General features: G+C 38.9%; 20 protein-coding genes. 8 read left to right on the top strand and 12 right to left on the bottom strand.

What is annotated here, in order from left to right:
* Positions 1–19 precede the first annotated feature (19 nt).
* Both EI546_RS11185 and EI546_RS11190 read left to right on the top strand, forming a co-directional pair.
* On the top strand, positions 20–598 hold the full coding sequence (locus tag EI546_RS11185; protein ID WP_128250619.1) for a MarC family protein: 579 nt from the start codon (positions 20–22) through the stop codon (positions 596–598).
* Between the two features lie 78 nt (positions 599–676).
* Positions 677–871 carry a hypothetical protein gene (locus EI546_RS11190; RefSeq protein WP_128250620.1) on the top strand — a complete coding sequence of 65 codons (195 nt, stop codon included), beginning with the start codon at positions 677–679 and terminating at the stop codon, positions 869–871.
* Between the two features lie 58 nt (positions 872–929).
* On the opposite strand, the gene EI546_RS11195 is transcribed toward EI546_RS11190, so the two are convergent.
* Together EI546_RS11195 and EI546_RS11200 are read right to left on the bottom strand one after the other, a co-directional pair.
* Positions 930–2,555, bottom strand: a complete 1,626-nt coding sequence (locus EI546_RS11195) for a S41 family peptidase (RefSeq protein WP_128250621.1) — start codon at positions 2,553–2,555, stop codon at positions 930–932.
* Between the two features lie 6 nt (positions 2,556–2,561).
* A complete protein-coding gene (locus EI546_RS11200; protein WP_128250622.1) occupies positions 2,562–2,990 on the bottom strand; it encodes a deoxycytidylate deaminase in 429 nt (142 codons plus the stop codon).
* Between the two features lie 502 nt (positions 2,991–3,492).
* On the opposite strand from EI546_RS11200, the gene EI546_RS11205 reads away from it, so the two are divergent.
* The 3 genes from EI546_RS11205 (at position 3,493) to EI546_RS11215 (ending at position 8,463) form a co-directional block, all read left to right on the top strand.
* Complete coding sequence (locus EI546_RS11205) at positions 3,493–4,860, top strand: GLUG motif-containing protein (protein ID WP_128250623.1); 1,368 nt, start codon at positions 3,493–3,495, stop codon at positions 4,858–4,860.
* A 130-nt stretch (positions 4,861–4,990) separates the two neighbouring features.
* Complete coding sequence (locus EI546_RS11210; RefSeq protein WP_128250624.1) at positions 4,991–5,929, top strand: T9SS type A sorting domain-containing protein; 939 nt, start codon at positions 4,991–4,993, stop codon at positions 5,927–5,929.
* 290 nt (positions 5,930–6,219) lie between these two features.
* Entirely contained in the window at positions 6,220–8,463 is a 2,244-nt protein-coding gene (locus tag EI546_RS11215) for an FUSC family protein (protein ID WP_128250625.1), read from the top strand.
* Positions 8,464–8,466: 3 nt separating this feature from the next.
* Here EI546_RS11215 and EI546_RS11220 read toward each other — a convergent pair whose 3' ends face one another.
* The 9 genes from EI546_RS11220 to pdxA form a co-directional block, all read right to left on the bottom strand.
* Positions 8,467–8,925: a 3-oxoacyl-ACP synthase gene (locus EI546_RS11220; protein ID WP_128250626.1), complete on the bottom strand. Its 459-nt coding sequence runs from the start codon at positions 8,923–8,925 to the stop codon at positions 8,467–8,469.
* Positions 8,922–9,635 (bottom strand): monofunctional biosynthetic peptidoglycan transglycosylase, encoded by a 714-nt coding sequence (gene mtgA, locus EI546_RS11225; protein ID WP_128250627.1) that lies wholly within the window; start codon positions 9,633–9,635, stop codon positions 8,922–8,924. The genes EI546_RS11220 and mtgA overlap by 4 nt, the downstream gene beginning before the upstream one ends.
* Positions 9,636–9,683: 48 nt before the next feature.
* Positions 9,684–10,820 (bottom strand): NAD(P)/FAD-dependent oxidoreductase, encoded by a 1,137-nt coding sequence (locus EI546_RS11230; RefSeq protein WP_128250628.1) that lies wholly within the window; start codon positions 10,818–10,820, stop codon positions 9,684–9,686.
* A 185-nt stretch (positions 10,821–11,005) separates the two neighbouring features.
* Positions 11,006–12,358 carry an acetyl-CoA carboxylase biotin carboxylase subunit gene (gene accC / locus EI546_RS11235; RefSeq protein WP_128250629.1) on the bottom strand — a complete coding sequence of 451 codons (1,353 nt, stop codon included), beginning with the start codon at positions 12,356–12,358 and terminating at the stop codon, positions 11,006–11,008.
* Between the two features lie 77 nt (positions 12,359–12,435).
* The gene (gene accB, locus EI546_RS11240; protein WP_128251602.1) at positions 12,436–12,921 is read right to left on the bottom strand and encodes an acetyl-CoA carboxylase biotin carboxyl carrier protein; all 486 of its coding nucleotides are present in this window, start codon (positions 12,919–12,921) and stop codon (positions 12,436–12,438) included.
* Positions 12,922–12,954: 33 nt separating this feature from the next.
* Complete coding sequence (locus EI546_RS11245; RefSeq protein ID WP_128250630.1) at positions 12,955–13,953, bottom strand: beta-ketoacyl-ACP synthase III; 999 nt, start codon at positions 13,951–13,953, stop codon at positions 12,955–12,957.
* 174 nt (positions 13,954–14,127) lie between these two features.
* On the bottom strand, positions 14,128–14,325 hold the full coding sequence (rpmF, locus tag EI546_RS11250; RefSeq protein ID WP_128250631.1) for a 50S ribosomal protein L32: 198 nt from the start codon (positions 14,323–14,325) through the stop codon (positions 14,128–14,130).
* A gap of 9 nt (positions 14,326–14,334) precedes the next feature.
* Positions 14,335–14,877: a YceD family protein gene (locus tag EI546_RS11255; protein WP_128250632.1), complete on the bottom strand. Its 543-nt coding sequence runs from the start codon at positions 14,875–14,877 to the stop codon at positions 14,335–14,337.
* A gap of 79 nt (positions 14,878–14,956) precedes the next feature.
* The gene (gene pdxA, locus EI546_RS11260) at positions 14,957–16,021 is read right to left on the bottom strand and encodes a 4-hydroxythreonine-4-phosphate dehydrogenase PdxA (protein WP_128250633.1); all 1,065 of its coding nucleotides are present in this window, start codon (positions 16,019–16,021) and stop codon (positions 14,957–14,959) included.
* A 53-nt stretch (positions 16,022–16,074) separates the two neighbouring features.
* Here pdxA and EI546_RS11265 point away from each other — a divergent pair, with 53 nt between their 5' ends.
* The 3 genes from EI546_RS11265 to EI546_RS11275 all read left to right on the top strand — a co-directional run bounded on the left by EI546_RS11265 (position 16,075) and on the right by EI546_RS11275 (position 20,155).
* Positions 16,075–16,662 (top strand): riboflavin synthase, encoded by a 588-nt coding sequence (locus EI546_RS11265; RefSeq protein WP_128250634.1) that lies wholly within the window; start codon positions 16,075–16,077, stop codon positions 16,660–16,662.
* Positions 16,663–17,181: 519 nt separating this feature from the next.
* Positions 17,182–18,381: an IS4 family transposase gene (locus EI546_RS11270; protein WP_128249226.1), complete on the top strand. Its 1,200-nt coding sequence runs from the start codon at positions 17,182–17,184 to the stop codon at positions 18,379–18,381.
* A 484-nt stretch (positions 18,382–18,865) separates the two neighbouring features.
* Positions 18,866–20,155 carry an IS1380 family transposase gene (locus tag EI546_RS11275; protein WP_164905152.1) on the top strand — a complete coding sequence of 430 codons (1,290 nt, stop codon included), beginning with the start codon at positions 18,866–18,868 and terminating at the stop codon, positions 20,153–20,155.
* A 250-nt stretch (positions 20,156–20,405) separates the two neighbouring features.
* On the opposite strand, the gene EI546_RS11280 is transcribed toward EI546_RS11275, so the two are convergent.
* On the bottom strand, positions 20,406–20,717 hold the full coding sequence (locus EI546_RS11280; protein ID WP_128250635.1) for a GIY-YIG nuclease family protein: 312 nt from the start codon (positions 20,715–20,717) through the stop codon (positions 20,406–20,408).
* Positions 20,718–20,816 lie beyond the last annotated feature (99 nt).

Below are 20,816 nucleotides of genomic sequence, written 5' to 3' on the forward strand. Positions count from 1 at the left end.
CGCGCTGAAAAAAAATGAAATGAATTTTGATATAAAAGAAATAATTACGGCTACAATGGTACTTTTTGCCGTGATTGATATTGTAGGCAGTATTCCCATTATTATTGGATTAAGGGAAAAAGCTGGAAGCATACACTCGGGCAAGGCTTCCATTATCGCAGGACTCGTGATGATTGTCTTTCTCTTTTTGGGAGAAAGTATTCTTCACCTTATCGGCATCAACGTTACGGAATTTGCCGTGGCCGGTGCTCTGATTATTTTCTTTATAGCATTGGAAATGATTTTGGGCGTAACCTTGTTTAAGGAAGGCGAGAACAGTCCAGATATGGCTTCTATATTTCCTTTGGTATTTCCCTTGTTGGCAGGACCAGGTAGTTTGACAACCTTGATCTCGCTTCGGGCAGAATATCCCATGGAAAATATCATAATAGCCATTATTCTTAACGTCATTATTATTTATGCCGTCTTAAAATCTTCTGGAAGACTTCAAAGATTTTTAGGTGTAAACGGAATTGCGGTAATAAAGAAAATATTTGGTGTAATTTTGTTGGCAATTGCAGTAAAGTTATTTACTTCGAATATTCAGGGACTATTCTAAAAAATAGAGGGATAATTGACAAAGACGGAAACTACTAAACAAGTTTATATCTTGGCAATTTTACAAAAACTATATAGCATGAAAATTTTTATCTATGTTTTAATTGCGGTGGCTCTTGGCGTAATTGCTATTAATATTGGCAAATTAAATCCTGCCCACTTACTACAAGGAGATAGCTCTATCGCTGTTTTTGGTATTTTATCGGCAATGTGCGCCATCTTGGTGTTATGCATCCTACTGATTTCCAGAAAAATTTCTGCGAAATCAAAATGATAGGATTTTATTTTCCGAAGGATTTAAAAAAGATGGCATTAAGAGAAAAGTTCGAAATCTAGTTATCATCCAAATGCCCTTCATCTTCTAGCTCAAGAACCTTTAGGATCATAGGATCTTTTTCGTTCAATATTATTTCTGCTTCATTGGGACCGTAAAGTTGTTGGGCAATGTTTGCCTTAATGGTCCTCTTAAGTTCTTCCTTATAATTCGAAAGATCAATATGCGCTTCATCAAACTTGGCGTATTCAAGAAATTCCCCAGCAAGTTTATCATCTACATCGAATTGGGTTCGGAAATCCTCAAAGTTCATTCCTTCAAAAAAGAGTCGATTTTTGTCGAGATATTCAAAAATAAAATAACTCATAAATCCGCTTCGTGATACGTACTGAATTGTTTCATTCTCCATGCTTGTATCTTTGGGAACGAAGACATCTGGTATAATTCCCCCGCCTCCATAAACTACTTTTCCTTTTGGAGTAACATATTTCAGGGAGTCGGCTACCTTAATACTATCGGCGTGAATCAACTCTCCATTTCGGTAACGCTTTTCATAATCCTTATAATAAGTGTCTGTTCCCTTGTCATAAGGTCGCTGAATGGATCGCCCCGTAGGAGTATAATATCGGGCCACAGTAAGACGTACCGCACTGCCGTCGCCCAAAGACATTTCACGCTGGACCAAGCCTTTACCAAAAGATCTTCTGCCGATTATAGTTCCTTTATCATTATCCTGAAGTGCGCCAGCCACAATTTCACTGGCAGAAGCTGAATTCTCATTAATGAGAACATATAGTTTGCCATGCTCAAAATCCCCACGACGCGTAGCGTAGGTTTTGTTTATTTCACCACTTTTATTTTTGGTTATTAGTACCAACTTGTTGTTTTCCAAAAACTCATCCACAACTCTCTCCGCTGTGGAAATATAACCTCCTGGATTGTTGCGAAGATCTAATACCAATTTGGTAATTCCCTGATCTTTTAAAGCATCGAGAGCACTCTTAAATTCATTGTAAGTAGTTTCTGAAAATCGGTTTATTTTTATATACCCCAGGTCATCCGTCAGCTTATAACTCGCATCTACGCTAATTAATGGGACCTGCTTTCGCCGAAGTTTCAAATCTATTTTTTTATGCTCACTTGGTCTGTAAATCTGTAATGCAACTTTACTATTGTTGGCTCCCTTTAGATAATTGGTAATACTATCGCGCTCAATCAATTCTCCAAAAAGCTTTTTGCCATCCGCATATATAATCCGGTCGCCTGCCCTAATCCCAGCTTTTTCAGCGGGTCCTCCTGTTATTGGACGGATTACAGCAATAGTATCCTTATAAATATAAAAACTTACTCCTATTCCAATAAATGCCCCGCGCATATCGTCGGCGTTATGCGCATATTCACTTTTTGGAATATAGACTGAATGGGGATCGAGATTTTCGAGGATTCCATTGACGGTTACATCAACAATGCTATCCGTGTTAACGTTATCAACATATTCATAATCGATGTAGTCTATGAGTCTGTTGAGCTTGTCCTTTTTTGAATTGGTGGCAAAGATTTTTTGGGTGGTATCGTTGAAATTTAGTTTGGATCCAATCAGGACTCCAAATGCAAGTGCCAATCCAACCCATAATGGTAAGTACTTTTTTAGGTTGCTAATAGATTTTGAATTCTGTCTCCCCATTTTATTTTAACCCAAATCGGGTATGTGCTCTATGGCAACACCGGCCTTCCTTAAAAAATCCAGTCCGGAATCATCTTTATATTCATTTTTATATACCAAGCGGGTAATTCCAGCCTGATGCACCAACTTGCTGCAATCTTTGCACGGCGACATGGTTATGTAAAGCGTTGCTCCCTGACAGGATTGGGTCGAAGATGCAACTTTTAAAATCGCATTTGCTTCTGCGTGAAGAACATACCATTTAGTTCCGCCATCCTCATCCTCGCATACGTTTTCAAAACCCGTAGGAGTTCCATTATAACCGTCGCTGATTATCATTTTGTCCTTTACAATAATTGCACCAACCTTTTTGCGTTTGCAGTAGGAAAGCTTGCCCCACTCTTCGGCCATTCTCAAATAGGCCAGATCATACTTGTGTTGTTTGTTGTATTCCATACTTTTAAATAGGCAACTAAATTAATGTGAACTTACAATTATAACCAAGGAAACAAAGTTAACTTATTAAAAAATGGAATATTCCGTTTGGGTAAAAAGAAGTTAAAAAAAGGAACTTTTGAATATGGACAAATGAGATTCATTTACTGAGTGATTTCAAGGTAAAAGTGCACTAGTGAATGTCAGTCTTAGCAATCGAAGTACTGTCCCCCGAGCGCATCTGATAGCTATGGAATCGAAGTGCTTTTACAATTCAAATCAATCTAATTATTACTAGATATTTTCACTTGCACATCCAAATCTTAGTGTTACAAAATAATATCTGAATAAAGATCAAAAACAATTACACTCAATAATTAAATAGTAAAAAACTAGCGTGATATTAAAAGATTATTTAGGTAATATCCAAAAACCGCTATCGCAGAGTAATTTAGACGCTCTCATTCTTTGTAGAACCACCATTTAGTAATAGTTTTGTGCAAATTCTATAAAAAAATCCCCTATGAAAAAACTAAACTTATTCTTAGTATTTGCTTTGCTGGTATTTGGAGCCAATGCACAAGTTTTCCCCACAACTTCCTGGAGCGATGTTGCCAGCACAAGCTGGTACAACTCCGCTCAAACTGAATTTACAATTTCCACTGCAGAAGATTTGGCAGGTGTTGCGCAACTTGTTGCCAACGGAACTACTTTCGCCGGTAAAACACTTAACATTGATGCCAACATAGATCTCGATGGCAATTTATGGACACCAATCGGTGCTTATCCCGCTCTTTTTTCTGGAAATGTTAATGGAAATGGTAATGTAATCAGCAATTTATGGATCAACCTTCCGGAAGCGGATTTTGCGGGTCTTTTTGGATATGCAAAAAATTCCACCATTTCTGATTTACAAATACAAAGCGCAAATATCATTGGATTTGATAGCGTAGGATCTTTAGTGGCCAACCTTTTTGATAATGGATCTGTTCAAAATTGTAGTGCAGTTGATATTACCGTAACAGGAAACAATAATGTTGGAGGTTTGGTTGGTGGTTTAGTTACTAATTCCTCAGTCTCAAAAAGCTTTGCTATAGGCGACATTACAGGAAGCAATCAGGTCGGCGGTTTGGCAGGTTCGGGATGGGATAAGGTTCAAATTACGGAATCCTATTCTGAAGGTACCGTTTCCTCCACTTATGCGGCAGGAGGTCTTGTAGGAGCTTATGTTTTCTCTTTTGGTGAGACAAGTACCATTGATAATTGTTATTCCAGATCTTCTGTAACCGCTGCTGAGTTTAGAGCTGGTGGTTTGATTGGGGGAGCGGATAATGCGCTTCTGGTAAAAAATTCATATGCCACCGGAACAGTTTCGGCTCCAGAATTTGCCGGAGCTATTATTGGACTATGGGGAAATATCTCAATGGAAAATGTTTATTTCGATACTGAATCCTCTGGAATGACCGAAGGCGTAGGTGGGTTTGGAGGTGCTCCGGTAACTCCGGATATTACCCCAAAGACAACCTCAGAAATGAAAACCACAGAAATGGCTGAGCTATTAAATGCTGGACAAACAGATGGCCCCTGGAGCATAGATACGAGCATCAATGACGGCTACCCTGCATTGAATGTTACCCTTTCGACTCCTTCCATCCAAAAAGAACTTGCAATTGTGGTTTATCCTACAATTTTTGACAATGAGGTTTCGATTTCAGCCAAAACAGAATTAACATCCTATAGTATTTTTAGCAATACAGGCGCAAGAGTTTCAAATGGAAAATTATCTGGGGACAGTGCGAGTATTTCTACAAGCTCACTTTCAACCGGGCTTTACTTTATAAGAATAGCCACAGAAAATGGTTCCACCGTTAAAAGAATAATCAAGAAATAAACTGTTTCTTAGGTGCAAATTCTTGGATTTTTTTCCCACTCTCTAAATGGGAGTGGGAAAAATTTAAGGTGTTACTTCACTACTTCTATTATAAACCGACAAAATATTTTTACTGTAAAATCTTAAAAAATTGAAAAATTATACTCTAATTACTTTTATTTTCTTGGCATTCTGCTTGGTTGCCAAGGCACAAACAATTTCATTTGAATCTTCAGAAGGTTATGTTCTAGGAGACATCAATGGACAAAGCAATTGGGAAACCACAAGTGATGACCAAGGCGGAAATATCCAGAATCAAGTGATTACTGATGAAGCTGCAAGTGTTGGTGATTATTCCTTTAAAATTATCAAGGAGTCTGCTTTTTCAGGACAACCACAACCTTTGGTAGGCGGCTTTTACAATTATCCAACACCCATTTCAAATACCGAAGCAACATTCTCTGCAGATATTTATATAAATAGTTTACAGGATGCTAACGCATTGACTTTTTTAATGGGCTTGGTCCATTTTGACACTGAGGGAGGGAAATATCGAACTTATATGAATTTTCATCATCAGGGATATATCGAAGTTTTTGTAACTGGTGGACCCACAGGAATCATGGTGGACTATACCGGCCAAACTTGGCAACCCCAAACTTGGTATAATATCAGGATCGAAACAAGTGGCGAAACGGTTAAATTTTTTCTCGATAACGAAGAAATCTACGAAGGAATTCTAGTTTCGGATGGTCCTATCCATCAGGTTCGTTTTGTACATGATAACTATGATGGCTTTATCTATATCGACAATTTTAGAACCAATAATGAATCACTCTCGGTAGGCAACGTTGTTTCTAACGAAATCACCTATTTCTATGATAAAAACACCAAATCACTCTCTTTAAACTCTGGAGATTTACCTTTTTCCGAGGCTACTATTTTTAATACTTTGGGACAAGAAATTGTGAATAAGAATTTATCGAATCGTGAAGAATCTATCGATTTCTCACAATTAGGCGATGGAATTTATATTGTGAAATTGAATATTGGAAACCAATCCAAAACCGTAAAAGTTTTAAAGAATTAAAAATTGCTTTTACAATCAATAAGCGGTCATTATAACGATGACCGCTTTTTTTATACATTTTTTTAAACAGCCCTTATTGAATATATTTTTTGCTTGACTTCTGGATTTTGCTTTGATAAATCATTTTTAAGTGCTCTCAAATAAATTCCTCGGTGAGCAGGAGGTTAAATTCCGCCTTTAGTATTTAAAATAACCTATCTTTTGAACAAATATCATCTATACTTTTCTGAAAAGATTAACGGACTTGGAGTCCACTCTCAATATCTTTACCGAATCAAAATTATCTCTTTTTGAAAGTTCCAAAAGACTTCATATCCACTTCTATTAAAGACCTTACGGAATTCTTTAAGAGCACCGATTTTTCGAAGGCGATCTTATTGGGTATCGCATTGACAGTACCAATTATTGTAGGTATAAAGCTTGGCGCCCTACAAATTGGTATTACCATTACCTTAGGTGCAATGCTTGCTTCCCCAAGCGACGTAAGCGGAAGTCTAAGACATAAAATAACCGGAATTTTATTCGCCACACTATTGGCTATGATCGTAAGCTTTATCGGTGCTTACCTTCATTTTTCATTATGGTTGCTGTTTCCCGTTCTGGGAATTTTGATGTTTGCTATTTCCTATATCTCCATCTATGGATTTCGGGCATCTTTAATAAGTTTTTCCGGACTTTTTGCATTAGTACTTAGTTTTTCAAGTGTTTCGGCCTCGGGTATGGAACCCTATGAACGGGTTTTACTTATTGGCCTTGGGGGACTTTGGTATGCCTTATTGGCGATAGGCTGGCACTACATTTTTCCAAAAGCCCCAACAGAATTTTATCTTTCAAAAACCCTGAGATTAACCGCCGATTACTTAAAAACCCGCGGAAAATTAGTTGCCGAAAAAAGTAACCGAACAGAGCTTCTGAAAAAACTGCTTACCATTCAATCGGATTTAACGGCAACGCACGAAACCCTGAGGGATATATTGATCTCAAGCAGAACAGGTTCGGGGAAATCCAATTACGAAGGAAAACGGATGTTGATTTTTGCCCAACTTGTAGATATGCTGGAATTGGCAATGACAAACCCGGTTAACTACTCAAAAACCGATGAGCTATTCGAAAAAAAAACCGAACAACTAGAGGATTTCCAAGGGTTGCTTTTCGCAATGAGCAACCAGCTAAATGTCATTGCCGATAATCTTTCCAATCCAAAAAAGCTTCAAAAAAGTACAGAGATAGATCGGTATTGGAAAAGAATAAATAAGGATATTCTCGAATTCAATTCAAGTGCAGTGAATCCCTTTGAAGAGAATTGGTTGATGCTCAAAAACCTTCTAAAATATCAAAAAGAGCAGGCGAACAAGATTGAAAAGATTGAATGGCTATTGAAAAATCCCGCGCAACAGGAAGTTTCCTCAATAAATAGAAAAGAAACAAAACGATTTTTGACCAAACAGAATTATGATCTCGAAATATTGGTTGAGAATTTCAATCTGCGTTCTCCAATTTTCAAACATTCGCTACGTCTGGCAGTAGTTACCATGGTTGGTTTTGGAGTGGGAATACTCGTCTCCGTTCAAAATCCATATTGGATTTTGCTTACCCTCATTGTGATTATGCGCCCAACCTTTGGGTTGACAAAAACCCGATCTCGGCAACGTACTATTGGGACCTTAATTGGCGGAACCCTCGCCGTGGGAATTGTATTAATTACACAAAACACAACAGTATATGCAATATTGGCAATTGTCTGCCTCGTTATCGCCTTTTCTATGGTCCAGCGCAATTACAAAGCAGGTGCCACTTTTATTACCCTTTTTGTGGTCTTTATTTATGCGCTATTGCGACCGGATATTTTTAGCGTAATCCAATATAGAGTTACGGATACGCTGATAGGGGCGGGTCTCGCCACGATGGGAAATCTTTTGTTGTGGCCAGCGTGGGAAGTGCAGGGAATTCAGAAAACTTTGTTGGAAACAATTAAAGCGCATCGCATTTATCTAGAGGAAATTATTGGTTATTACAATAAGAAAGGAGAGGTTTCCGCACAATATAAGGTTTCGCGCAAAAAAGCGTTTTTGGCAATGTCCGACCTAAGCGCAACTTTCCAAAGAATGACCCAAGAGCCAAAATCGCGACAAAAGCACCTAGATAAAATTTATGAGATTGCCGTTCTGAATAATACTTTTTTATCTTCTCTAGCTTCCCTGAGTACTTTTATTCTCAATCATCCTACCACACCTGCTTCAAGGAATTTCAACAAGGTTTCCGGTAGAATTATTGAAAACCTTTTGGATGCCGAACATATTTTAATAGAAGGGATTTCTTCAGAAGAAAAAACTGACGACTTAGAAATCGAAAATATTTTTGAAGCAACTTTCGGAAAGGATCTAAATCTTTCAAAAGAAGAAAAAACACAACCGCAATCTGAAAATTTCCATTTAAAAGTCGAAGAAGCCCATTTGGTTCGGGAACAATTGAAATGGTTGTTAGCAATGAGTGAAAAGATGCCGAAACTTTTACGCCAGATTAATTTTGAATAATGATTATTTTACTTCCTTAATTGTATAATTATGCCCGTTAAACACGAACCCATCATCCTTTCTTTTTCCAGAAAGCAATAAACCTATTGGAGAATTTAATGCCACACAGAGATAATCCAAGCCATCTATATTTACGTTTCCTATGGAAAGACTTATAAAATAGTTAAACTTTTCGGTATAAACTAGACTTCCTAAGCGAACATAATCGGCACTGGCCTGAACATCGATTCTTTTTAAGATTTGTATTATCTTTTCAATTTCCATCAACTGCTTGCCAGCGTTTTCTCTGTCAATTTGGAGCATTGCCCTGCCCGTTTCATGCTTATCTCCACTACTGCTTTTGGATTCTTCCAAGAGGGATTCCTCAATATCAGAAATGGTCTGTTTTATTTTTGAATAACGAGTATCTACTTGTCTCTGACAGTGGTTGAGCAATTCTGTTTTTAATTCTATTACGTTCATTTTTTCTTTTTCTGCTTAACTTCCAAAGGCTCCTCTTTTTGTAAGGTGAAGGGGCCGTAATAATGCATTTGTCTAACAATCCACTGGGTCCTGCGAGCAACATAAGGACCAGGAGGATTTGCTCTATATTGTCGCGGGTTTGGTAAAATGGCAGCAATTGCACCGGCGTTTTCGGCCGAAAGTTTCTTTGCGGACTTATGAAACCAGTATTGCGAAGCTGCTTCTGCCCCGTAAACGCCATTTCCCATTTCAATACTATTCAAATAGACTTCTAGAATACGCTCCTTGGTCCAAAGAGTTTCAATCAAAAATGAAAAATAAGCTTCCAAGCCCTTTCGAAACCAAGTTCTATCGGGCCACAAAAACACGTTTTTTGCCGTTTGTTGCGTAATTGTACTTCCGCCCCGTATCCTTTTCCCTTTTTGATTATATTCCAATGCCTTCTCAATCGCCTTTCGGTCGAATCCACTGTGACTTAAAAAGGTTTGATCTTCTGCGCAGATTACCGCAAGTTGTAGATTTGGAGAAATCTCTTCAATGGGCACCCATTGGTGGCGGGTTTCATATTTTGAATCGCCTTCTATCGCCCTTATCGCCATTAAAGGCGTGTAGGGTACTGGAACAAATTTATAGATCAATACCCATAAGACAGTCAGTCCGATGAACCAAAGGAAGAGTTTAAATAGAAATCTGAATAGTTTTTTTATCATGGTTCCCACCCCGACCCTCCATGAAAGAGAGAGTGCAAAGGAAATATTTTAATCAATTAATTCTGAAAGTTGTTTTCCTATGGAGCATCCAATTGCCACCCCCATACCACCGAGTCTAACCCCACAGAACACATTTTCTGATATGGCCGTTACAATCGGTTTCTTCTTAGCCCCAATACCCATAATTCCACTCCAGCGTTGTTCAATCTGCACTGGCTTATTCGGCAATATTACGGATTTTAGCAATTCTTCCAATTTGTTTTGGATACGTTCTGTAACTTCCATTTCCGTTGTCTCTTCAACAGTAAAATCAAGATTTCTTCCTCCGCCAAAAAGAATTCTATCCTCAATATTCCGGAAATAATAATAGCCTTTATCAAGATGAAAAGTACCTTTTATTTTCAAATTCTCAATTGGCGTTGTTATCAAAACCTGTGCTCTTGCCGGCTTAACCTCTTCATCCAAAAATTGCTTTGCAAAACCATTTGTGGCAATAAATACTTTATTTACATTGATATCAATGAGATTGAAAAATTGATTGCTTGATTTAATTTGAAGTGAAACCTGATTGCCATTATCCGATATTTTACCAACCTCACAAGAGTTTAAAATAAGAATATTTTCCTTGGTAGCTTTTTTAATAAGACCAAGCATCATCTTTCCGGTATCAATTTGACCTTCGAATTTGCTGTAAATCAATTTTGGCCGTATATTCTGAAATCCGAAATGATTTTCCCTTTCAGAAAAAACATTGTCGCCGAAAATTGGTTCCAGTAATCGGTTTACATAACTAATTTTCGCTTTACAGCTTTCAAATAAAACTTTATCCCGTTCGGTGAAAAGCTCATATCCGCCATATTCTTGATAATCCAACTTCACATCACTAAGAGTTTGGCGCAAAAGTTTCAAGCCAATTACACGGTCGCTAACAAGCTGTACGACTTCTACTTCTGAATGGGTTTTTAGATCGTCCAGTATTTCTGAAATACTTCCATAACAAGCAAATCCAGCATTTTTCGTGCTTGCACCTGAGGGTAAAATACCTCGCTCAAATACAACGATTTTACTTGTTGGATACTTCTTCCGAAGCGCCAGGGCACAACTTAATCCAACTATGCCACTCCCGATAATAGCAAAATCGATATTTGAAAACCAGGTTTTATTCTCCCAAAAACTAAAGTTCATCTAGTTAAGTTTTATAACAAATATACTTAGGAAAATGGCCATCAAATATTGAAGAATTAGGTATTTAAAGAAAAAAAAACACCAAATCCAAAAGATAAGATTTTTGAATTTGGTGCTCTTAAATAGTATAGCATTTTAAATAAAACGAGCAAGCTGCCTAATGTCGCAGCAACTGCCACTTTTTCTTACTCTACTTCGGGCTCTTTCATTTTAAAGTGACTCATAAAAGCGGTGGTATAATTGCCCGCAACATAATCTGGATCATCCATCAATTGTCGGTGGAATGGGATTGTAGTTTTGATACCTTCAATAACAAATTCATCCAAAGCCCGCTTCATCTTGCTAATGGCCTCTTCGCGAGTTTGAGCGGTAGTGATAAGCTTAGCAATCATTGAATCGTAATTTGGAACAATGGTATAGCCCGCGTAAACGTGAGTATCCAAACGAACGCCATGACCGCCTGGAGCATGAAGAACAGTGATTTTTCCCGGAGACGGACGGAAATCGTTATAAGGATCTTCTGCATTTATCCTACATTCTATCGCGTGCAATTGTGGGGTATAGTTTTTACCTGAAATAGGCACTCCGGCAGCGACTAGAATTTGTTCGCGAACAAGATCATAATCAATTACCTGCTCGGTTATTGGATGTTCTACCTGTATACGGGTATTCATTTCCATAAAGTAGAAGTTGCGGTGTTTGTCCACTAGAAATTCAATAGTTCCTGCACCCTCGTATTTTATATACTCTGCGGCCTTTACAGCTGCATTACCCATATCGGTTCGGAGTTTCTTTGTCATAAAAGGACTTGGAGTCTCCTCGGTAAGTTTTTGGTGGCGACGCTGAATTGAGCAATCCCGCTCACTAAGGTGACAGGCTCTTCCCGTACTATCCCCGATAATCTGGATTTCAATATGGCGCGGCTCTTCAATAAGCTTTTCCATATACATCGCATCATTTCCGAAGGCTGCAGCAGCTTCCTGACGGGCGCTATCCCATGCTTTGCGAAGATCTTCCTTTTTCCAAACCTCGCGCATTCCCTTTCCTCCACCACCTGCTGTGGCTTTCAGCATTACTGGATATCCCGTTTCCTTCGCTATTTTCTCACATTCTTCAAAAGATTCGATAATCCCATCACTTCCCGGAACCGTGGGTACTCCCGCTGCCTTCATGGTTGCTTTGGCAGAGGCCTTATCTCCCATTCGCTCAATCATTTCAGGAGATGCTCCAATAAATTTAATATTGTGCTCCTGGCAGATTTTGGAAAATTTCGCATTTTCCGAAAGAAATCCATAGCCTGGATGTATAGCGTCGGCATTGGTGATTTCGGCCGCAGCAATTATACTGGACATTTTAAGATAACTGAGGTTGCTTGGCGGTGGGCCAATACATACTGCTTCATCGGCAAAACGCACGTGCAGACTTTCCTCGTCCGCAGTAGAATAAACGGCTACCGATTTAATACCCATCTCACGACAGGTACGGATAATACGCAATGCTATCTCACCCCTATTTGCAATTAATATCTTTTTGAACATATTTTTCTAAAATATCATTCCGATAGCTATCGGAACCAAATACCAGACAACTTGGAATTTGGAGATTGGAATTTATATTAAGATGGATCTACTAAGAACAAAGGTTGGTCAAACTCGACTGGAGATGAATCGTCCACAAGAACCTTTACGATCTTCCCAGCAATCTCACTCTCTATTTCGTTGAAGAGTTTCATCGCTTCAATTACACAAAGAACGTCTCCAACCTTTACTGTGCTACCCACTTCAACGAAAACATCCTTATCTGGAGATGGTTTTCTATAAAAAGTTCCAATTATTGGTGACTTAATTGTAACATATTTAGAATTGGCATCTTCAGCTTTAACCTCCTGTTGAACGGGAGCTGCCGCGGCGGCTTGTTGCTGCACAGGTACTTGTGCGGGCGGAGCCATTGTGGGGATTTGTTGAATATAGGTCATTTCTCCCTTTCCTTCACCAGATCCAGTCTTGATGGTAATCTTAAGTTCGTCGGTTTCAAGTTTTACTTCGCTGGCACCACTCTTTGCCACAAACTTGATCAAGTTTTGAATATCTTTTAAATCCATATTAGAAAGTTTCATTATTGCGTTTGTTAAAAGTTATTTAGAATCGTAGGCCCATTTTACATATACGGCGCCCCAAGTAAATCCTCCCCCGAAGGAAGCAAAGATCAAATTATCTCCTTTTTTAAGTTGCTTTTCATAATCTGATAAACACAAGGGCAACGTAGCCGAGGTTGTGTTACCATATTTATGGATGTTTAGCATAACTTTTTCCGGTGGAAGTTTCATTCTCAACGCCGTGGCATCGATTATTCGTTTGTTTGCTTGATGTGGCACAAGCCAATCAACATCTTCACCCTTTAAGTTGTTTTTCAACATCACTTTTTCGCAGACATCTGCCATATTGGACACGGCAAATTTGAATACGGTCTTTCCCTCTTGAAAGACAAAGTGTTGCTTATTTTCAACAGTTTCATGAGTTGCTGGAAGTAAAGAACCGCCAGCGTCAATCTTTAGAAATGGCCTTCCATCTCCATCGGTCCGCAGGTATTCGTCCTGCACTCCCAAACCTTCGTTATTTGGTTCAAAGAGCACAGCACCGCCTCCATCTCCAAATATAATACAAGTGGCCCTATCTGTATAGTCAATTATAGAAGACATTTTATCGGCACCAAGAAGAAGCACCTTTTTATACTTTCCCGATTCGATATAACGTGCAGCTGTGGATATTCCAAAAAGAAAACTGGAACAAGCGGCAACCAAATCGAATGAGAATGCGTTGACCGCTCCAATCTGTGTAGCCACATAAACTCCTGTGGCAGCAACTGGCATATCTGGTGTGGCGGTTGCCATTATTACCATATCGATATCTGCCGGATCGGTATTGCTTTTTTCCAACAGATCTTTAGCAGCTCGAATGGCAAGATAAGAGGTTCCTTTATCCTTATCCTTAAGTATTCTCCGTTCCTTGATTCCTGTTCGGGCGGTGATCCATTCGTCGTTAGTATCGACCATGGTCTCCAAGATATCGTTTGTAAGAACGTAATCTGGAACATACCCACCTACAGCGGTAATGGCTGCCGTGATGTTATTCATATGAATGAATTAAAATTCGCAAAAAAAAGATTCGATTTAATATAAATGGGGTTGAAATTACTAAATTTTACCCGAAATACGTCAACAAATGAGTCGATTCTGGTTTACAATAAAGTTAAAAAACGAAAAAGCCCCCACTTTGTTGGGGGCACTATTCCAGAAAGATTGTAATTATTATGCTTCTACCTCTTCAGTTGTATCAATCACAACTTGACCACGGTAGTACATTTTACCTTCGTGCCAGTGGGCTCTGTGGTAAAGATGTGACTCTCCAGTTGTTGGATCAATTGCAATTGTGGGAGCGGTAGCCTTATAATGAGTTCTTCTTTTATCCCTTCTTGTTTTCGAGGTTTTTCTCTTAGGATGTGCCATTGCTATTTTTTATTTATCCGTTAATAGTTTCTTTAATGAATCCCATCGGGGATCGTTCTGTTCGTCCTCACTCTCATCTTCCTGAGCATTATTCGGACTTAATTCTTCAAGTTTGTCAAGTATGTCACTTTTTAAAGTGCCGTCTGCTACTCCTGGATGAACCCTGCGCAAGGGCACTGCCAATGCGATAGATTCAAAAACGTATTGCTGTATATTTACTTCATAACTACCATGCGGCAGAATAAGTAAATCTTCATTTTCATCATTCATCTCTTCACTGAACTTGACCACAAATTGATAAGTTCCAGAGATTGGTTGATCAAAAAACTCATTGGTAACATCGCAGGCAACATTTACGGTTCCCTTAAAAGTCAACGTGATTTCCAACAACGTACTCATTTTTTCCAGCAGTACATCGAGTTTAATAGCAGCACTATTAAATTCGTCATACTCAAAATGCTCAAAGAACGCGTTGTTTAATTCAAATTCAAACTGGTGTTTTCCTAATTTCAGTCCCCTAAATGGGATGGTAAATTCTTTCAAATCCTTCATTTCCACACCTCTTTATGTTCCCTGCCTTACGAATAAGGCGGGTGCAAAGATAAAAAAATTATCTAATAGCAAATTAGTTTTACGATTTCTTTTTTTGATAGACCTTTTTCCTGCCCACCTGTAACGGATTTTCAGTCAATTCCTTATATTCTTCTCTTTTTTGAAAAATGGAAATAGCTGTAAATACCGCCTCGCGGAAAGATTCGAAGTTCGCTTCGTTTTTTCCAGCCAAATCAAAGGCAGTACCGTGATCGGGAGAAGTACGAATATGGTTTAGTCCCGCAGTATAGTTTACTCCTTTTCCAAAAGATAAGGTTTTAAAAGGTATCAGACCTTGATCGTGATAGGAGGCAATTATAGCATCGAAATTTTTATAATTTCCCGAACCAAAGAAACTATCGGCCGCATAAGGTCCAAAAACCATTTTACCATTTTTGCGAATATTATCCAACGCCGGGCGCAGGATAGTATCGTCTTCAGTTCCAATTACACCATTATCGCCAGTATGTGGATTGATTCCTAATACGGCGATCCGCGGCCTTTCAATGCCAAAATCCTCAATCAAGCTATGGTTAATCGTATTTATCTTTTTGTCGATGCACTCTCGGGTAATATTCTTTACCACATTTTTTATAGGCACATGGTCTGTAAGAAGTCCTACGCGCAAACCATCAGATACCATAAGCATTAAACTGTTTCCCTCGAGTTCCTGAGCCAGGTAATCGGTATGGCCGGGAAAGTTGAAAGTTTCAGATTGTATGTTGGATTTGTTTATAGGAGCGGTAACCAAAACATCAATTTTATCCTTCTTCAGGGCTTCAACAGCTTCCTTTAAAGATTTTATGGCATACTCTCCTCCCGTTTCATTCTCCTCGCCAAAATTTACCTCCACCTGCTCTTTCCAGACATTAAGCACATTAATCCGCTTGGGTAGAAGATCTTCGATCTTGTCGATTCCCTGGAAATTGATATCAATTCCCAAATGTTTTTTATAAAAAGACATCAATCGTACGGAAGCAAAAATAACCGGAGTACAAAACTCCAACATCCGTGCATCTTCAAATGTCTTCAGAATTATTTCTCCACCAATCCCGTTGATGTCGCCTATGGAAATACCCACCACTAATTTATCCTCCTTGCTCATGTTTGGGGTTTTTAATTGTTACTTTTGCTCTACAAATGTAATTAAATGCTGCGATGTTTACAGGAATTATTGAAACCGTTGGAGAAATAAAGCACCTTACCCCAGAGGATGAAAATCTGCATCTCGAGATAAAAAGTTCTCTCACCAACGAGCTAAAAATAGATCAAAGTGTTTCCCATAATGGAGTTTGTCTTACGGTAGTAGAAATAAAGGAAGGCTCCTATGTGGTGACTGCAATAAACGAAACCCTGCAGAAAACGAATTTAGGAGATCTACAAAACGGATCATTGGTGAATCTGGAACGCGCTATGAAACTTGGCGATAGACTTGATGGCCACATTGTCCAAGGGCACGTGGATGGTATTGCAACTTGTTCCAATATTCAAGATGCCAATGGCAGTTGGGTTTTTACCTTTGAATATAATAATCCTGATTTCAGTACAGTGGAAAAGGGATCGATAACAGTGAATGGTGTGAGCTTAACCGTTGTCAATTCTAGGCAAAATAAATTTAGTGTGGCGATTATCCCTTATACGTATGAAAACACCAATTTCAAGGAAATTAAAATAGAAGATACTGTGAATCTAGAGTTTGATATTATTGGAAAGTACGTTAAAAACCTTATGAAGCCTTATTTGTAGAGTGTTTTCGCTTGTACCTCATCCAAATCCCAAAAATAATTCCTACTCCAATTAAAATCCAGAAATTTTCATCAATAGGTGTTCCGGGAGCATGTATAACATAATCAGGATCAGGGGGAGGTGGTCCAACAGTCGAACCCGGTCTCTGAACAACAAGCATTATTAGGCTAAAAATGGATATTATCATGGCTAGTTGTTGGCGATGGGGGCGGTCGTAATATTTATCTAAAATAATAATTTTTTTTCCAATTAATAGAGGAAAAAATAGTTTGTAAGAAAGGATTTAATATTTGCAATTTCAATAGAAAATCAACCATACAAATTATCCCTCTTCTCAACTTAGAAACTTGTTAAAATGGGGTTAAATATACGTTATTTGCGTATATAACTTCAAGTATCGAAAAAATAATAAATAATATTCTGTTTCAGTAGTGTCCGATAAACATTTTTAAAAGCGGGATTTCCAAGAAGGATTTCCCGCTTTATTTATATCTTAGTTTTTACCACAAAACTCGAGATATGAACAAAAGTAAAAATTTCAGTGGACAACCTATTATCAAACAGGTTTTAAACTTCCTTGACGCCAAAGATATTTATCGGACAGCAAAGAAGCACAACAGCGACAGGTACACCAAAAAGTTCACGACCTATGATCACTTGGTTACGATGATATTCGCCGTTATCAGTGGCTGCAACTCACTTCGCGAAGTAACAAGCATAATGCTGGCGTGCGAGGGCAAGATCAACCATTTAGGGCTACGGGACTTTCCAAAACGCAGTACGTTGTCCGATGCCAACAAAAGAAGAAGTGCAGAGGTCTTTGCTGATATTTACTCTGGTCTCTATAAACGTTACCACCGGTTTTTATCGGACAGCAGAACCAGGGAGCCCGCCATAAAAGGCCTCAAAATAGTCGATTCCTCGACAATAGCGCTCTTTAGCGACATATTGAGGGGTGTTGGCCGGAACCCGCTCAACGGCAAGAAGAAGGGCGGGATAAAAATGCACACGATGATCAACGCCATGGAGGATGTTCCTTGTCTGATAAAATTTTCAGATGCCGCGACGCACGATCATACGTTTTTGAAAGAACTCGATCTAAAGAAGGGTTCCTATGTTGTCTTTGACAAAGGATACGTAGATTATCAGCAATACGAGCAATGGACGTTGGATGGCATCTACTTTGTGACCAGGCAAAAGAGCAATGCACGCTATACGAGCCTTGAAGAGTTTGATATTCCGGACAACGTGGACGATGCTGTCCTAAAGGATGAAAAAATAACGCTTGCCGATAAGGAAGGCAACGAATTCCACCTACGGCGGATAGCCTTTTGGCACCAGGAGAAGGGCAAGGTATATGAGTTCATCACCAACAACTATGAAGTGGAGGCCGACAGGATCACTGATATCTACAAAAATCGCTGGCAGATAGAGACCATGTTCAAACGCCTAAAACAGAACTTTCCCCTCAAATACTTTCTGGGCGACAACCAAAATGCAATAGAGATACAGATCTGGGTCAGTCTGATCATTCAACTCATAATGCTGGTAATACAAAGAAAGGCGCAGAGAAGTTGGGCATATTCAAATATGGTGTCTGTAATACGCTACCATTTGATGACCTACATCGATCTGTTCAAGTTCCTGAAAAACCCAGACTCCAAATGGGAAGAAATCACCACAAAAAACATTGGCCAATTGAGCTTTTTCGATCCTTAGGGGGTTCTGTTTTGAAAATCGGAACACAATCCAGTAAAATATGGCAACGACAATGCTATTTTTGCTACTTTAGATTTTTATCGGACAACAATGATTCTGTTTATCTTCTATAGATTAGTACACCTGCAACATTAACCGAATTAATTTTGATAATTACATAATTTCAAAGAATGAGAATTCCAATAAAACAGACAGTTTCCAAATAATAAAAAAAGGAATTATTCCCAATAAATCCGGTTTATTCGATAAACCCAAGACAACGCTTCTCGCCCAAATCGCTCTATAAATAGAAAAAGGTCTGACAAATCAAAAGAATGTCAAACCTAATAGTCGTGGTCCCACCTGGGCTCGAACCAGGGACCACCTGTCCCGATAGTTCCTAATATCCGCAAGACTTCAAAGAAAAATGCTGCAAAACCTTATTGGATAAAGCTTTGCAGCTGTGTAATATTCACTTAAATTAGTGTTGCCTAATACTACAGATGTGAAGATAATAAAATCAGATCCGATATCCGCTTTCGGAGGAGCAAATTTTGTTTTTGACTACCTGAACAGGATGAATGTCGACCAAATTTGCAATGAGGCCCTGCCTCCCATGCCCAATCAGAGCAAATATTCCTGGAAGGATATTTTCTATTCACTAAAATCAGTTTATCTCTGTGGAGGGGGCTGTGTCGAAGACCTACAGAGCCATTTGAGAACACATTTTGCAAACAATCCCTTTGTAAAGCTGGCAAGCCCCGACACTGTTTTGAGGAGATTGTCCCAGCTTGCCGAACAGACCCAGACCTGTCAGACCAAGAGAGGCGTTGTGGCACACCAATACTGCACAAACTCAAGGCTGGAAGGCCTCAATATAGATATCCTTAAAAAACTGGGGGTTTTTAAATCCGGCAAGCTTACCATCGATTACGACAACACGATCGTTTTCAATGAAAAACAGGACAGCAAGATGACCTACAAAAAAGGGTATGGGTATCAGCCGGGCGTATGTACGATAAACGAAGAGCATATCCTCTATATTGAGAACAGAAACGGGAACTCCGATGCAAAGTCTTTTCAGGCAGATACCCTCGAAAGGGTATTTGATCTATTGGAGTCCAAAAAGATAAAGAAAATAGATTACTTCAGAGCTGACGCGGCATCGTACCAATTCGATGTCATTTCTTTGCTGCAGAACAAGGTGGGGTATTTTTATATAGGATGCCGGAACAGTTATGTCGAGAAACATTTTTCACGAGTTGCCAATTGGGAAAAAATGGAAGATAAAGAGGGCCCTCTTGAAGTAGGGTCAATAGATATCATACCCTTTAAAAAATATGCGGGAACAAAAAAACTGGTCCAAAAATACAGGCTGGTCGTAAAAAGAAAACCGAAAAAGGACGGGCAGATAGACCTGTTCACCCATGACGCCTATGAGTACAGGGCTATACTGACAAACGACTTTGACCAAGACACCAAGAGCGTTGCGGCTTTCTATAATCAAAGGGGAAATATGGAGCGCCAGTTCGATATCCTTAAAAACGATTTTGGCTGGAACAACATGCCCTTTTCATCCCTGAACAAAAATCTTGTGTTCCTGTATTTTACAGCAATATTCAGGAACCTATACAACAAGGTCATTCGGTATTTTTCTGAAAGGAACAGGTTTTTAAAACCCAATTTCAGGATGAAAAAATTCATTTTTAGATTTATCACGTTGCCCGCTAAGTGGGTCAAACAGGGCAGACAGCTAAAGTTAAGGATTTACTCATCCAAAGATTACCATACTTAGGGATGCCAAGAAAGCAAAAGGGATAAATGGAGATTTGGAAAGGCCGAGAAAAATTCGACCCAGGTAGATATTGCCCCAATTGATCAAAATGACTCACCTTTACCCCGAAAATACAAAAAATCAGATCTCAAAAATGAAATGAAGTTTGAGTAACGTAACTCAAATAAGAAACAGGAACATTTCTATTTTATAAACCTTAAAATAACATGCTTTAAAGTAGACATGCGGAATCTAGGAGTTATCGGGAGAGTCAGGTGCTTTTGTCACATTTATTTCTATAAAGATCTAAAATTCTTCCGCACATTTCTGGATATTTCCTGAGATTTCGAATATAGGTTTTGCTTTTCATCCGCTTGATATGTTTTTCCACTGCAATTGCTTGGTCGGTACACTCACATTTTAAACTGAAGAACAATTCCCAATCCGTGGCCAGAACAGTATAGGTATTCCGTCCATAGGTTCCTTTGTTGTGCTTGGCAATCCTGTCCATAAGGTTTTCTTGGGTAAACCCGATGTAGAACTTATCCTTAAGTTTGGAATATAGAATATAACAATGCGACATAACAAAAAAAGCCACTCGAATTCGGGGAGTGACTTTTGGATAAATTGTGGTCCCACCTGGGCTCGAACCAGGGACCACCTGTCCCGATAGTTATCGGGA

The organism is Aequorivita sp. H23M31, assembly GCF_004022485.1.
Taxonomy (GTDB): domain Bacteria; phylum Bacteroidota; class Bacteroidia; order Flavobacteriales; family Flavobacteriaceae; genus Aequorivita; species Aequorivita ciconiae.

Coding starts and splice junctions, on each gene's coding strand:
- EI546_RS11185 (WP_128250619.1), top strand. CDS start 20: ATGAATTTTGATATAAAAGAAATAATTACGGCTACAATGGTACTTTTT.
- EI546_RS11190 (WP_128250620.1), top strand. CDS start 677: ATGAAAATTTTTATCTATGTTTTAATTGCGGTGGCTCTTGGCGTAATT.
- EI546_RS11195 (WP_128250621.1), bottom strand. CDS start 2,555: ATGGGGAGACAGAATTCAAAATCTATTAGCAACCTAAAAAAGTACTTA.
- EI546_RS11200 (WP_128250622.1), bottom strand. CDS start 2,990: ATGGAATACAACAAACAACACAAGTATGATCTGGCCTATTTGAGAATG.
- EI546_RS11205 (WP_128250623.1), top strand. CDS start 3,493: ATGAAAAAACTAAACTTATTCTTAGTATTTGCTTTGCTGGTATTTGGA.
- EI546_RS11220 (WP_128250626.1), bottom strand. CDS start 8,925: ATGAACGTAATAGAATTAAAAACAGAATTGCTCAACCACTGTCAGAGA.
- mtgA (WP_128250627.1), bottom strand. CDS start 9,635: ATGATAAAAAAACTATTCAGATTTCTATTTAAACTCTTCCTTTGGTTC.
- EI546_RS11230 (WP_128250628.1), bottom strand. CDS start 10,820: ATGAACTTTAGTTTTTGGGAGAATAAAACCTGGTTTTCAAATATCGAT.
- accC (WP_128250629.1), bottom strand. CDS start 12,358: ATGTTCAAAAAGATATTAATTGCAAATAGGGGTGAGATAGCATTGCGT.
- accB (WP_128251602.1), bottom strand. CDS start 12,921: ATGGATTTAAAAGATATTCAAAACTTGATCAAGTTTGTGGCAAAGAGT.
- EI546_RS11245 (WP_128250630.1), bottom strand. CDS start 13,953: ATGAATAACATCACGGCAGCCATTACCGCTGTAGGTGGGTATGTTCCA.
- rpmF (WP_128250631.1), bottom strand. CDS start 14,325: ATGGCACATCCTAAGAGAAAAACCTCGAAAACAAGAAGGGATAAAAGA.
- EI546_RS11255 (WP_128250632.1), bottom strand. CDS start 14,877: ATGAAGGATTTGAAAGAATTTACCATCCCATTTAGGGGACTGAAATTA.
- pdxA (WP_128250633.1), bottom strand. CDS start 16,021: ATGAGCAAGGAGGATAAATTAGTGGTGGGTATTTCCATAGGCGACATC.
- EI546_RS11265 (WP_128250634.1), top strand. CDS start 16,075: ATGTTTACAGGAATTATTGAAACCGTTGGAGAAATAAAGCACCTTACC.
- EI546_RS11270 (WP_128249226.1), top strand. CDS start 17,182: ATGAACAAAAGTAAAAATTTCAGTGGACAACCTATTATCAAACAGGTT.
- EI546_RS11280 (WP_128250635.1), bottom strand. CDS start 20,717: ATGTCGCATTGTTATATTCTATATTCCAAACTTAAGGATAAGTTCTAC.